We start from the raw sequence: 15,067 nt of genomic DNA, 5'->3' as shown, positions 1-15,067 counted from the left end.
GATGGCCAATGAAGACAAGCTCCGCGACTACCTCAAGCGGGTCATGGCTGATCTCCACGACACCCGCCGCCGGCTCAGTGAGGCACAGTCCCAGGAACTGGAGCCGGTGGCGATCGTGGCGATGAGCTGCCGGTTGCCGGGCGGGGTGCGCAACCCCGACGACCTGTGGGAGCTGCTGCGCGACGGCCGGGACGCCGTCACCCCCTTCCCCGACGACCGGGGCTGGGACCTGGAGCGCCTCTACCACCCCGACCCCGACAACCCGGGCACCTCGTACGCCCGGGAGGGCGGGTTCATCGACGGGGCCGGGGACTTCGACTCCGCCTTCTTCGGCATCTCGCCCCGTGAGGCGTTGACGATGGACCCGCAGCAGCGACTGCTGCTGGAGACGTCCTGGGAGGCGGTCGAGGCCGCCGGCATCGACCCCGCCTCGCTGCGCGGCAGCCGGACCGGGGTGTTCGTCGGCACCAACGGGCAGGACTACGGCACCCTGCTGATGATGTCGCCGGACGGCGACGAGGGGCACTCGATGACCGGGGGCGCGGCGGCCGTCGCGTCGGGCCGGGTGTCGTACGCCCTCGGGCTGGAGGGGCCAGCCGTCTCCATCGACACGGCCTGCTCGTCGTCGCTGGTGGCGCTGCACCTCGCGGTGCAGGCGCTGCGGGCGGGGGAGTGCGACCTGGCGCTGGCCGGCGGGGTGACCGTGATGGCCACCCCGGGCCTCTACATCGGATCCAGCCGGCAGCGCGCCCTCTCCCCGGACGGGCGGTGCCGGTCGTTCGCCGCCGCCGCCGACGGCGCCGGGTTCTCCGAGGGCGTCGGCTGGCTGCTGGTCGAGCGGCTGTCGGACGCCCGCCGCAACGGCCACCGCGTCCTCGCGGTGGTCCGCGGCACCGCCGTCAACCAGGACGGCGCGTCGAACGGGTTGACCGCCCCGAACGGGCCGGCGCAGCAGCGGGTGATCAGCCAGGCCCTGGCCTCCGCCCGGCTCGCCACCGCCGACGTGGACGTCGTGGAGGCGCACGGCACCGGCACCAAGCTGGGCGACCCGATCGAGGCGCAGGCGCTCATCGCCACGTACGGGCAGGACCGGGGGGAGGCGCCGCCGCTGCTGCTCGGCTCGGTGAAGTCGAACATCGGCCACGCCCAGGCCGCCGCGGGCGTGGCCGGCGTGATCAAGCTGGTGCTCGCCATCCGGCACGGCCTCGTGCCGGCGACGCTGCACGTCGACGCGCCGTCCCCGCACATCGACTGGACGGCCGGCGCGGTGGAACTGGTCACCGAGGCACGGCCGTGGCCCGAGACCGGCCGGGTACGGCGCGGCGCCGTCTCCTCGTTCGGCATCTCCGGTACCAACGCCCACGTGATCATCGAGCAGCCGGCCGAGCCGGCCGAGGAACGCCCGTCCGACACCGCCCCCGGTCTCGTCGCCGCCGACGCGCTCCTGTGGCCGGTGTCGGCCCGGTCGAAGGCCGCCCTGGCCGGGCAGGCCGCCCGGCTCGCGTCGTACCTGCGTGAGCGCGCGGGCACGGACCCGGCGGCGGTGGGCTGGTCCCTGGCGGCCACCCGCTCCACGTTCGACCACCGCGCCGCCGTGGTCGCCTCGACCGCCGAGGAGCTGCTGTCCGGGCTGGACGCGGTCGCGGCCGGGCTGCCGGCCGGGAACGTGGTCACCGCCGTGGCGTCGAGCCCCGGCGCGGGCCCCGTGTTCGTCTTCCCGGGCCAGGGCGCCCAGTCGGCGCGGATGGCGGCCGGCCTCGTCGGTCGTACGCCGGTGTTCGACGCGAAGCTGGCCGAGTGCCAGCGGGCCCTGGCCCCGTACCTGGACGTCGACCTGGTGTCGGTGCTCACCGGCGACGACGAGTCATGGCTGGAGCGGGTCGAGGTCGTGCAGCCGGTGCTGTGGGCCGTGGGCATGGCCCTCGCCGCCGTGTGGCAGCACGCGGGTGTGACTCCGGCTGCGGTGGTCGGTCACTCGCAGGGCGAGATCGGCGCGGCGTGTGTGGCCGGGATCCTGTCCCTGGAGGACGCGGCGAAGGCCGTGGCCCTGCGCTCGCGTGCCCTGACGGTGCTGCGGGGCACCGGCACCATGGCGTCGGTGGACCTCTCCGCCGAGGCGGTCGCCGAGCGGCTGCCGGCCTTCCCGGGCGTCGGGGTGGCGGCCGTCAACGGCCCGTCCACCGTCGTGGTCTCCGGCCCGCCGCAGCACGTCGCCGACCTGGTGCAGGCGTGCCAGGCCGAGGGGATCCGCGCCCGGCTGATCCCCGTCGACTACGCGTCGCACTCGCCCGCCGTGCAGGAGGTCGCCGAGCAGCTCCGCGCGGACCTGGCCGACGTCACCCCGCAGGCCGGCCACACCCGGCTCGTCTCCACCCTGACCGGGGACTGGGTCGACCCCACCGCCATGGGCGCGGACTACTGGTACGACAACCTGCGGCAGACCGTGCAGTTCGACGCCGCCGTGCGGGTGGCCGTCGCCGCCGGGCACACCACGTTCATCGAGATCAGCCCGCATCCGGTGCTGACGATGCCGGTCACGGCGATCCTCGACGACACCGGCGTCACCGGCCACACCCTGGGCAGCCTGCGTCGCGACGACGACGACCCGACGCGGCTGCTGACCAACCTCGCCACCGCGCACGCCATCGGCCTGCCCGTCGACCTGACGAAGGTGCTTCCCGCCGCGCCCGCCGTCGACCTGCCCACGTACGCCTTCGACCACCACCGGTACTGGCCCGCGCCGCCGGTCTTCCTCGCCGCGCCCGACGGCGAGCCCGACATCGACCGGTGGCGCTACCGGGTCACCTGGCAGGCCGTGCCCGACCTGCCGCTGACCTGGCTCGGCGGCACCTGGCTCGTCCCGGTGCCCGCGGCGCTGGGCGACGACCCCCTGGTCACCGACGTGCTGTCGGCACTCGGCAACTTCGGCGCGGACGTCGTACCCGTGCGGCTGGACGCCACCGACGACCCGGCGGCGCTGGCCGACGCGCTGGGCGCCGCGCTCGCCGGCCCGGACGCCCCCGTCGCCGTGCTCTCGCTGCTGGGCCTGGACGAACGCGCGCACCCGGAGCATCCGGCGACCTCGCTGGCCGTCTCGGGCACCGCCCTGCTGGTGCAGGCGCTCGGCGCGCTCGGCGTCGAGGCGCCGCTGTGGTGCGCGACCCGCGGGGCCGTCGCGGTCGGCCCCGACGACCCGGCGCCGCGCCCCGTCGCCGCCTCCGTCTGGGGGCTCGGCCGGGCCGTCGCCCTGGAGCACCCCGGCCGCTGGGGCGGTCTGCTCGACCTGCCGGACGTCCTCGACGCGCAGGCCGGCGCGCTGCTCTGCGCGGCGCTCGGCGCCAGCGGCGGCGAGGACCCGTTCGGCGACGGCGACGACGCGGACCAGTCCGGCGGCGAGGACCAGCTCGCCGTCCGCGACTCCGGGGTGTACGTGCGCCGACTCGCCCGGATCACCGAACCCGAGCCGGCAGCCTCCGGGGACGCCTGGCGGATGCGCGGCACCGTGCTGATCACCGGCGGCACCGGCGGGCTGGGCGGGCACCTGGCCCGGTGGGCGGCCCGCTCAGGCGCCGCGCACGTCCTGCTGGCCAGCCGCCGGGGCCCGGACGCCCCCGGCGCCGCCGAGCTGGAGGCGGAGCTGACCGACCTCGGCGTACGGGTCACCGTGGCCCGCTGCGACGTCGCCGACCGGGCGCAGGTGGCCGACCTGCTCGCCGCCGCCCCCGCCGACGCCCCGGTGACCGCCGTGCTGCACACCGCCGCCGTCCTCGACGACGGGATCGTCGACACCGCCACCGCGCAGCGCCTGCACACCGTCGCCGCGCCGAAGTGCGCCGCCGCGCTGCACCTCGACGAGCTGACCCGGGACCTCGACCTGGACGCCTTCGTGCTCTTCTCCTCGGTCGCCGGCACCACCGGCAACGCCGGGCAGGGCGCGTACGGGGCGGCGAACGCGTTCCTCGACGCCCTCGCCGAACGGCGCCGGGCTGAGGGCCGACCCGCCCTCTCCGTGGCCTGGGGCGCCTGGCGCGGTGCCGGCCTGCCCGCCGACAACGAGCGCGCCCAGCAGCGGCTGCGCCGGGGCGGCATGGTCGGCATGGACCCGGACCTGGCCGTCGAGGCCCTCGCCCGGGCGCTGCGGCGCGACGAGACCACCACCGTCATCGCCGACATCGACTGGGCCCGGTTCGCCCCCGCGTTCACCCTGGTCCGGCCCAGCCCGCTGCTCGGCGACCTCGCCGAGGTACGCGAGGCGACGCGCCCCGCCCCGCTGGAGGCCGCCGAGGAGGAGCCGGACGTACCGTCGGCCCTGGCGCGGCGGCTCGCCGGGCTCGCCCCGGCGGAGCGCGCCGCGACGCTGCTGGAGCTGGTCCGCCAGTGCGCGGCCACCGCGCTCGGCTACGGCGCCGCCGACGACATCCCGGCCACCCTGCCCTTCCGCGACCTCGGCCTGGACTCGCTGACCGCCGTGGACATGCGCAACTTCCTGGCCGCCGCCACCGACCTGCGGCTGCCCGCGACGCTCGCCTTCGACTACCCGAACCCGACGGTGCTCGCCGCGCACCTCGACGAACTGCTCACCGGCGCCGCCCCGGACGTGGCCACCCCCGCCCCGGCCGCCCCGGCCGACGACGACGAGCCGATCGCCATCGTGGCGATGAGCTGCCGCCTGCCCGGCGGGGCGGACACCCCGGAGCAGCTGTGGCAGCTCCTCGCCGGCGGCGGCGACGCGATCGGCGAGTTCCCCACCGACCGGGGCTGGGACCTCGACCGGCTCTTCGACTCCGACCCGGAGAAGGAGGGCACCAGCTACGCCCGCGAGGGCGGCTTCGTCACCGGGGCCGCCGACTTCGACGCCACCTTCTTCGGCATCAGCCCCCGCGAGGCCCTGGCCATGGACCCGCAGCAGCGGCTGCTGCTGGAGGCGTCCTGGGAGGCCATCGAGCGGGCCGGGATCGACCCGCACGCGCTGCGCGGCAGCCCCACCGGCGTCTTCGTCGGCACCAACTACCAGGACTACCGCAACCTGATGTTCAGCGCCGAGGGCGCCGAGGGGCACCTGATGACCGGCAACGCCGGCAGCGTGCTCTCCGGCCGGGTGTCGTACACCCTCGGGCTGGAGGGGCCCGCCGTCTCGGTGGACACCGCCTGCTCGTCGTCGCTGGTCGCGCTGCACTGGGCCTGCCAGGCGCTGCGCCGCTCGGAGTGCTCCCTCGCCCTCGTCGGCGGCGTCACCGTCATGTCCACCCCCGGGGTGTTCGTCGGCTTCAGCCGGCAGCGGGGGCTCGCCCCGGACAGCCGGGTCAAGGCGTTCGCCTCCGCCGCCGACGGCACCAGCTGGGGCGAGGGCCTCGGCCTGCTGCTCGTCGAGCGGCTCTCCGACGCCCGCCGCAACGGCCACCCCGTGCTCGCCGTGATCCGGGGCAGCGCCGTCAACCAGGACGGCGCGTCCAACGGGCTCACCGCGCCGAACGGGCCGTCGCAGCAGCGGGTGATCCGGCAGGCGCTCGCCAACGCCGGGCTCACCCCGGCCGACGTGGACGCCGTCGAGGCGCACGGCACCGGCACGAAGCTCGGCGACCCGATCGAGGCGCAGGCCCTGCTCGCCACGTACGGCCAGCGGCCCGCCGACCAGCCGCTCTGGCTCGGTTCGATCAAGTCCAACATCGGGCACACGCAGGCCGCCGCCGGGGTCGCCGGGATCATCAAGATGGTGCTGGCGCTGCGGCACGGCTACCTGCCGCAGACCCTGCACGTCGACGAGCCGACCGACCAGGTGGACTGGTCCGTCGGCGCGGTCGAGCTGCTCGACGAGGGCCGCCCGTGGCCCGTCACCGACCACCCGCGCCGCGCGGCCGTCTCCTCGTTCGGCATCAGCGGCACCAACGCGCACACCATCCTGGAGCAGGCCCCGGAGCCGTCCGTCGTCGAGCAGCCCACGGGCGACCCGGCCCTGCTGCCGGTGGTGCCGGTGCTGCTGTCGGGCCGCACCGGTGCCGCGCTGGCCGCCCAGGCGCAGCGCTGGGCCGAGCAGCTCACCGGGCTGGAGGCGCCGCGTACGGTCGACGTCGGCTGGTCGTCGGCGGTCTCCCGGGCCACCCTGGAACACCGCGCCGTCGTGCTGGCCACCGACCGGATCGCGCTGGGCGCCGGGCTGCGCGCCCTCGGCGCCGGCGAGGACTCGCCGCTGGTGGTCACCGGCGTGGCCGCGTCCCGGCCGAAGGTGGCGTACCTCTTCTCGGGGCAGGGCGCCCAGCGGGCCGGGATGGGTCGCGAGCTGGCGGAGGCGTTCCCGGTCTTCGCCGCCGCCCTGGACGAGGCCTGTGCCGCCCTCGACGCGCACCTGCCCCGCCCGCTGAAGCCGCTGCTCTTCGCCGAGCCCGACACCCCCGAGGCCGAGGCGCTGGACCGCACCGAGTTCACCCAGCCGGCGCTCTTCGCCGTGGAGGTGGCGCTGTTCCGGCTGCTGGAGGCGTGGGGCGTGCGCCCCGACGCCGTCGCCGGGCACTCCATCGGCGAGTTCGCCGCGGCGCACGCCGCCGGGGTGCTCTCCCTGGCCGACGCCGCCGAACTGGTCGCCGCCCGGGGCCGGCTGATGCAGGCGCTGCCGGCCGGCGGGGCGATGCTCGCCATCGCCGCCACCGAGGCCGAGGTGACCGCCACGCTCGCCGACCGCGCCGAGCGGGTCTCCGTCGCCGCCGTCAACGGTCCCGCCGCCGTCGTGGTGTCCGGGGCCGGCGACGCCGTCGAGGAACTGGCCGCCGAGTGGACCGCCCGGGGCGTACGGATCCGGCGGCTCACGGTCAGCCACGCGTTCCACAGCCCGCTGATGGATCCGGTGCTCGACGACCTCGCCGCCGTCGCCGGACGGCTGCGCTACGCGCCCCCGACCATCCCGATGATCTCCACCGTCACCGGCGCGCCGGTCGACGTGGCGGAGATCGGCACGCCCGACTACTGGGTGCGCCACGCCCGCGACGCCGTACGCTTCGCCGACGCCGTCACGGCGTTGCGGGAGCGCAACGTCACCGGCTACGTCGAGATCGGTCCGGACGGGGTGCTCACCGCCCTCGCCCAGGCCGTCCTCGCCGAGGACGCCCCGGCCGGCGGGCGGCCCCCGCTGGTCGTGCCGGCCCTGCGCCGGGACCGTGCCGAGCCGACCACCCTGCTGCGGGCGGTCGCCGCGCTGCACACCCACGGCGTCTCCCCGGACTGGTCCGCCCTCTACGCGGGCACCGGCGCGCAGCGGGTCGACCTGCCCACCTACACCTTCGACCGGCAGCGCTACTGGCCGGAGCCGCCGCCGTGGGCCAACCTGGCCGCCGAAAACGAGCACACCGAGGTCGAGCGCCGCTTCTGGGCGGCCGTCGAGGCCGAGGACCTCGAGTCGCTGGCCCGTGACCTGGACGTGCACCGCGACCAGCCGTTCGGCACCGTGCTGCCCGCCCTGTCCGCGTGGCGGCGGCGCGGCCGGGAGCGGGCCCTCGTGGACGGCAGCCGGTACCGGGTCGTCTGGGAGCCCGTCGCGGAGACCCCGCAGGAGCAGGACCCCGGCCGCTGGCTGGTGCTGCTGCCCGCCGACCGGGCGGACGACCCCGACCTGAACTCCTGCACCTGGGCGCTGGGCGCCGAGGTCAGCATCGTGCCCGTGGACACCGCCGCCGACCCCGACGAGCTGTGCGGCGGATTCGCCGACGTGCTCACCGAGGCGCTCGGCGCGGGCGAGGGGCCGCTGTCGATCCTGTCCTTCCTCGGCCTGGACGACACACCGCACGCCGAGCATCCGGCGCTGCCCCGCGGCCTCGCCGCGACCGTGCACCTGCTCCAGCAGCTCGTCGACCTCGACGCCCCGGCCCGGCTGTGGTGCGCCACCCAGGGTGCCGTCGGAACCGGCGACGGCGACGTCCCCGCCAACCCCCGGCAGGCGATGCTGTGGGGCCTGGGCCGGGTGGCCGCGCTGGAGCAGCCCACCCGCTGGGCCGGGCTGGTCGACCTGCCCACCGACCTCGAACCGTGGACGGCGATGCGACTCGGCGGCCTCCTCACCGGCGGCGGCGTCGAGGACCAGCTCGCCGTCCGCGACTCCGGGGTGCTGGTGCGGCGGCTCGTCCCGGCGGTCACCGAATCAGAGCCCGCGCCGTGGCAGCCCCGTGGCACGGTGCTGATCACCGGCGGCACCGGCGCGCTCGGCGGGCACGTGGCCCGCTGGGTGGCCGCCGCCGGCGCGCAACGCGTGGTGCTGACCAGCCGGCGGGGCACCGACACCCCGGGCGCCGCCGAGCTGCTCGCCGAGCTGACCGGCCTCGGCGTGGACTGCCGGGTCGCCCGCTGCGACGCCGCCGACCGCGCCGCCGTGGCCGAACTCCTGACCGACCTGCGGCGGGAGGGGCCGCCGCTGCGCGCGGTGGTGCACGCCGCGGGGGTCAGCGAGGTGGTGCCGCTGTCCGACACCACCCTGGAGGACCTGGCGTACGTCATCGCCCCGAAGCTCTCCGGCGCCGAGCACCTCGACGAGCTGCTCGACGACACCGAGCTGGACGCGTTCGTGCTCTTCTCGTCCATCTCGGCGGTGTGGGGCAGCGGCGGGCAGGGCGCGTACGCGGCCGGCAACGCCTACCTGGACGCGCTCGCCGAGCGGCGGCGCGGCCGGGGCCTGCCGGCCACGTCCGTCGCGTGGGGCCCGTGGACCGAGTCGGGCATGTACACCGAGGGCGCCGCGGAGCAACTGCGCCGCCGCGGCCTGCGGGTGATGCCGCCGGGCGTGGCGATGGCCGGACTGCGCCACGCCCTGGCCGCCGACGACACCTGCGTCACCGTCGCCGACGTCGACTGGGCCACCTTCCAGCCGCTGTTCACCTCGCTGCGGCCCAGCCCGCTGCTGGCGGAGCTGCCGGCCGTACGCGAGCTGGACGCCGCCCCCGCCCAGACGCCGGACGCGTCCGCGCCGGTCGCCCGGGACCTGCTCGCCGGGTTGCGGGCGCTGCCCAGCGACGAACGACGGGCCGCGCTGCTGGAGATGGTGCGGGTCGACGCGGCGAAGGTGCTCGGCCACCCCTCCGGCGACGCGATCGAGACCGACCGGGGCTTCCTGGACCTCGGCTTCGACTCGCTCACCGCCGTGGAGCTGCGTAACCTGCTCACCGCGGCGACGGGGCACGACCTGCCCACCACGGTCGTCTTCGACTACCCGACCCCGGCCGGCCTGGCCGACCACCTGTACGAGGAGCTCTTCGCCGACGGCGACGCGGACGTCGGCGACGGCGGCGACGAGGAGTCGGTCCGCCGGGCCCTCGCCGCGATCCCACTGGACGAACTGCGTCAGGCGGGCCTGCTCGACCAGCTGCTCCAGCTGGCCCGCACGAGCGCCGGCCCGTCGGCCGTGGCGCCCGCCGCCCCGGCCGCGTCGCCCGCGCCCGAGGCCCAGATCCGCGAACTCGACGTCGCCGGCCTGGTCCGGATGGCCCTGGAAGGCTCCGACTCGTGACCCGGCCGGCCCTGAGGAGCCCCCGATGAGTGTTTCCCTGGACGAGGTCGTCGGCGCGCTGCGCGCGTCCCTGCTCGACAACCAGAAGCTCAAGCAGCAGAACCAGCAGCTGACCGCCGCGCTCAGCGAGCCGGTGGCGATCATCGGCATGAGCTGCCGGTTCCCCGGCGGCGTCGGGTCGCCGGAGCAGCTGTGGGACCTGGTGGCGGCGGGCACCGACGCGATGTCGCCGTTCCCCGACGACCGGGGCTGGAACCTGGGCGCGCTCTACGACCCGGACCCCGACCCCGACAGCCGGGGCACGTCGTACGTGCGCGAGGGCGGGTTCCTCTACTCCGCCGGGGACTTCGACCCCGCCTTCTTCGGCATCAGCCCCCGCGAGGCCCTCGCCATGGACCCGCAGCAGCGGCTGCTGCTGGAGACCGCGTGGGAGGCGTTCGAGCGGGCCGGCATCGACCCCACCACGCTGCGCGGCGCGCCCACCGGCGTGTACGCGGCGACCAGCAGCCAGGGCGACTACGCGGCGCTGCTGACCGGGGTCAGCGGCGGCGTCGAGGGCTACCTCGGCACCGGCAGCGCCGCCGCGGTGGCCAGCGGCCGGATCTCGTACGCGCTGGGCCTGGAGGGGCCGGCGGTCACCGTGGACACGGCGTGCAGCTCGTCCCTGGTCGCGCTGCACCTGGCCTGCCAGGCGCTGCGGCTGGGCGAGTGCACGATGGCGCTGGTCGGCGGCGTGTCGGTGATGGCCACCCCGACCGTCTTCGTGGAGTTCTCCCGCCAGCGCGGCCTGTCCACCGACGGCCGGTGCAAGTCGTTCGCCGCCGCCGCCGACGGCACCGGCTGGTCCGAGGGGGCCGGCATGCTGCTGGTCGAGCGGCTCTCCGACGCCCGCCGCAACGGCCACCCGGTCCTCGCGGTGGTACGCGGCAGCGCGGTCAACCAGGACGGCGCGAGCAGCGGGCTGACCGCCCCGAACGGCCCGTCCCAGCGGCGGGTGATCCGGCAGGCCCTCACCAACGCGGGGCTCAGCGCCGAGCAGGTGGACGTCGTCGAGGCGCACGGCACCGGCACCACGCTCGGCGACCCGATCGAGGCGCAGGCGCTGCTGGCCACGTACGGCAAGGAGCGCCCCGCCGACCGGCCGTTGTGGCTGGGGTCGGTGAAGTCGAACATCGGGCACACCCAGGCGGCGGCGGGTGTGGCCGGGGTGATGAAGATGGTCCTCGCCATGCGGCACGGGGTGCTGCCGCCCACCCTGCACGTGGACGAGCCCACCCCGCACGTCGACTGGAACAGCGGGGCGGTGTCCCTGCTGACCGGGGCGCAGCCCTGGCCGGAGACCGGGCAGCCGCGCCGGGCCGGGGTCTCCGCGTTCGGGATCAGCGGCACCAACGCGCACGTCATCATCGAGCAGGCCGCCGGGGCGGACACCGACGACGCCCGGCCGGCCGGCACGCCCGCCCCGCCGGCCCCCTGGATCGTCTCCGCCCGGTCCGCGCCGGCCCTGGCCGGACAGGCCCGGCGGCTGCTCGACCATCTCGCCGACCAGCCCGACCTGGCCCCGGCCGACGTGGCGTACTCGCTGGTCACCACCCGGGCGGCGCTGCCGCACCGGGCCGCCGTGATCGGCGACGACCGCGACGCGCTGCTGTCCGGCCTGCGCGCGGTCGCCGAGGAGCGCACCGCCCCCGGCGTGGTACGCGGGGTGGCCCGCCCGGCCGGCAAGGTCGCGTTCCTCTTCACCGGCCAGGGCGCCCAGCGCCCCGGCATGGGCGCCGAGCTGTGCCGCCGGTTCCCGGTGTTCGCCGCCGCGTTCGACGAGGTGGCCGGGGAGCTGGACCGGCACCTGAGCCGGCCGCTGCGGGAGGTGGTCTTCGCCGAGGCCGACTCGCCGGAGGCGGCGCTGCTGGACCGCACCGAGTTCACCCAGCCGGCGCTGTTCGCCTACGAGGTCGCCGCCTACCGGCTGGTCACCGCGTGGGGGCTGCGCCCGCAGTTCCTGCTCGGGCACTCGGTCGGCGAGCTGGCCGCGGCGCACGTCGCCGGCGTGCTGTCGCTGGCCGACGCGGCGGCCCTGGTGGCCGCCCGGGGTCGGCTGATGCAGCAGCTGCCGGTCGGCGGGGCGATGCTGGCGGTACGGGCGTCCGAGGCCGAGGTGCTCCCGCTGCTCGACGAGCGGGTGTCGCTGGCCGCCGTGAACGGTCCCCGCTCGGTGGTGCTCTCCGGCGACGAGGAGGCCGTGCTCGCGGCGGGTCGGCGGCTGGCCGCCGAGGGCCGGCGGTCGCGCCGGCTGCGGGTCAGCCACGCGTTCCACTCCGCGCGCATGGACGCCATGCTGGCCGACTTCCGGGTGGTCGCGGAGAAGGTCACCTGGCAGCCGCCGACCCTGCCGGTCGTCTCCGACCGCACCGGCGAGCCGCTGACCGCCGCCCAGGCCACCGACCCGGGCTACTGGGTCGACCACGTGCGGGACACCGTCCGCTTCCACGACGGCGTCGCCACCCTGGCCGCCGCCGGTGTCGCGACCTTCCTGGAACTTGGCCCCGACGGCGCCCTGACCGCGCTGGCCCGCGAGTGCCTGCCTGACGTCGAGCCCACGGCCTTCGTGCCGCTCGGCCGCCGGGACCAGCCGGAAGCGGCCACCCTGCTCGCCGCGCTCGCCGCCGTCGACCTGCGCGGCGCCGGGGTGCACTGGCCGGCGCTCTTCGCCGGCAGCGACGCCGCCCGCGTCGAGCTGCCCACCTACGCCTTCCACCACGAGCGGTACTGGCCGGACCCGCCCACCGTCGACCTCATCCAACCCGCCGCCGCCGGCGACGACGAGGAGTTCTGGGCCGCGGTGGCGGCGGGCCGGCCGGACGCGCTGGCCGCCACGCTCGGCCTCGACGGCGGCCGGCAGGAGGCGCTCGCCGAGCTGCTGCCCGCCCTCGCGTCCTACCGGGACCGGCGGCGTCGCGGATCCGAGCTCGACGGCCTGCGGTACCGCGCCGACTGGGCCCGCGTCGCCCCGCCCGCCGCCGGCACCGCGCCGGCCGGCGAGTGCCTGGTGGTGGCCGGGGCGGGCACCGACGCCGACGCCGTGCTGGCCGCCCTGCGCGCCGAGGGCCTGACCCCGGTGCTCGTGACCGTGGCCGACGACCCGGACGACATCGCCCGGGCCCTGCCCGCCGGCGGCACCCCGTCGGTCGTGCTCTCGCTGCTGGCGGCGGGGGAGCCGGCCGGGACCGCCGCGCTGGCCGCGACCGCCGCGCTCGTGCGGGCCCTCGGCGGCGCCGGGAGCAGTGCGCCGGTGTGGACGGTGACCCGGGGCGCGGTGGCCGTCGACGCGGACGATCCCGCGCCCGCCGTGGCCGGCGCGTACCTATGGGGTCTGGGTCGGGTGCTGGCGTTGGAACAGCCGCGCCTGTGGGGCGGGCTGGTGGACCTGCCGGCGGAGCCGGACGACGCCGCGCTCGCCGTGCTCGCCCGGCTCGTCGCGGCCGGCGGCGACGAGGACCAGCTCGCGGTGCGCTCCGGCGGGGTGTACGCGCGGCGGCTGTCGCGCGCCCCGGCCGGCGCCGCCGACGCGGACTGGCGGCCCCGGGGCGCGGTCCTGGTGCACGGGGCGGCGGCGGTGCGCACCCCGCACCTGTTGCGGTGGCTCGCCGACCGGGGCGCGGCCCACCTCGTCGTCGTCGGTTCCGTGCCGCCCGCCGACCTGGGCCGGGACGTCGCCGTCACCGGCGTCGACGACCTCGACGGGCTGCCCGAGGCGCTGGACCGGCTGGCCGCCGCCGGCACCGAGGTCCGCACCGTCCTGCACGTCGCCGACTCCGACGGGGCCGGCGACCCGGTCGTGGCGCTGGAGCCGCGCGACCTGGCCGACGCCGTGGCCGTCCGCACCGCCGCCGTGCACCTGCTCGACCAGGCCTGCGCCGGTCGGCCGGTCGACGAGTTCGTGGTCTTCACCTCCACCGCCGCCGTCTGGGGCAGCGGGGGAGCGGCCGTCTCCGCCGCCGCCGGTGCCGGGCTGGAGGCCCTGGCCGCCGGCCGGCGCGCCGCCGGCCGGCCGGCCACCGTCGTCGCGTGGGTGCCCTGGGCGGACGAGGTGACCGATCCGGTACCGCTGCGTCGCCGGGGGGTCCGTCCGCTGCCCACCGCGCTGGCCCTGTCCGCGTTGGAGCAGGCCGTGGGCCGCGGCGACGAGCAGCTCGCGGTCGCCGACCTCGACTGGGCCGCCTTCGTGCCGGCCTTCACCGCCGTCCGGCCCAGCCCGCTGCTGCGCGGCGTGCCCGAGGCGGCGGTCGTCGCAGACCGGGACGCCGGGCCCGGCGGCGAGGCCACCGACCCGGCCCGGGCGCTGCGCGACCGGCTGGCCGGCGTCCCGGCCGGCGACCGGCACCGGATCCTGCTGGACCTCGTGCGGGCACGCGTGGCCACGGTGCTCGGGCACGCCTCGCCCGGGGCGGTCGAGGCCGACCGCGACTTCCTGGAACTCGGCTTCGACTCGCTGACCGCGCTGGAACTGCGCGACGCACTGTGCCAGGAGACCGGGGCGGAGCTGTCGGCGACCCTGCTCTTCGACCACCCCACCCCTACGGCGCTCGCCCGCCACCTGCTCGGTCAGCTCGTCGGCGCGGACGCCGCCGAGGACGCGGCGGACGCCACCGGGGGCGGCGCACCGGAGAGCGCCGGCGGCGGCCTGCTCGGCGGGCTGTTCAACCAGCCGAAGGCGCGCGAGGACCCGGCCGGGTACGCCGAACTCCTGGTCAAGCTCGCCCAGTTCCGGCCCAGCTTCAGTGAACCGGCGCAGCTCACCCGACCGGCCGGCATCCTCCGGCTGGCCCAGGGGGACGCCCGGGCGCAGCTGGTGTGCTGCTGCACCATGTCGCTGCTCTCCGGGGCCCACGAGTACGCCCGACTCGCCGCCGGCTTCCGGGGGGTGCGCGACGTGTGGGCCCTGCCCAACCCGGGGTTCGGCGTGGGCGAGGAGCTTCCCGCCGACCTCGACGCCCTGCTGCGGGTGCACGCCGACACGGTGCTGCGCGCCGTGGGCGCCGGCCCGTTCGTGCTGGCCGGCCACTCGGGCGGGGCGATGGTGGCCAACCTGCTCGCCGGCGAGCTGGAACGCCAGGGCCGGACGCCGGACGCGGTGGTGCTGATGGACACCTACCCGGCGAACAGCGAGGTGCTCGGCGGATGGGTGCCGCAGCTGCTCGACGGAATGATCGACCGGGAGAGCGCGTACACGCCGATGGACGACTGGCGGACGACCGCGTGGGCCGGCTACCTGCCCCTGTTCCTGGACTGGCAGCCGGTCGAGATGGCGGCGCCGACCCTGCTGGTCCGGGCCAGCGAGCCGCTGGGGGAGTGGGCCGGCGAGGAGGACGGCTGGCGGTCCCGCTGGCCCTACCCGCACGAGGTGGCGGACGCGGCCGGTGACCACTTCAGCATGGTCGCCGACCGGGGGCCGGAACTCGCCGGCACGGTGCAGCGGTGGCTGACCGCGCAGGGCCTGTGACCGGTACCGCCCCTGGCGTGCCCCTAGCGCCCCCTATCGGCGCACCCACATCTATCGGACCGATGTTTCAGGACGGAGCATGA

General features: G+C 76.9%; 2 protein-coding genes. Both read left to right on the top strand.

The features are described 5' to 3' along the window. Position 1 precedes the first annotated feature (1 nt). Entirely contained in the window at positions 2 to 9,484 is a 9,483-nt protein-coding gene (locus AC5L34_RS23980; RefSeq protein WP_494827069.1) for a type I polyketide synthase, read from the top strand. A gap of 25 nt (positions 9,485 to 9,509) precedes the next feature. Beyond that, entirely contained in the window at positions 9,510 to 14,984 is a 5,475-nt protein-coding gene (locus AC5L34_RS23975) for a type I polyketide synthase (protein ID WP_494827067.1), read from the top strand. Positions 14,985 to 15,067 lie beyond the last annotated feature (83 nt).

This window comes from Micromonospora sp. ZG13, from assembly GCF_059359355.1.
The sequence above is the reverse complement of the archived record's forward strand: the minus strand, read 5'-3'. Positions and strand labels throughout refer to the sequence as shown.

Excerpts from the sequence above, each read along its gene's own strand:
- AC5L34_RS23975 (WP_494827067.1), top strand. The coding sequence starts at position 9,510 with ATGAGTGTTTCCCTGGACGAGGTCGTCGGCGCGCTGCGCGCGTCCCTG.
- AC5L34_RS23980 (WP_494827069.1), top strand. The coding sequence starts at position 2 with ATGGCCAATGAAGACAAGCTCCGCGACTACCTCAAGCGGGTCATGGCT.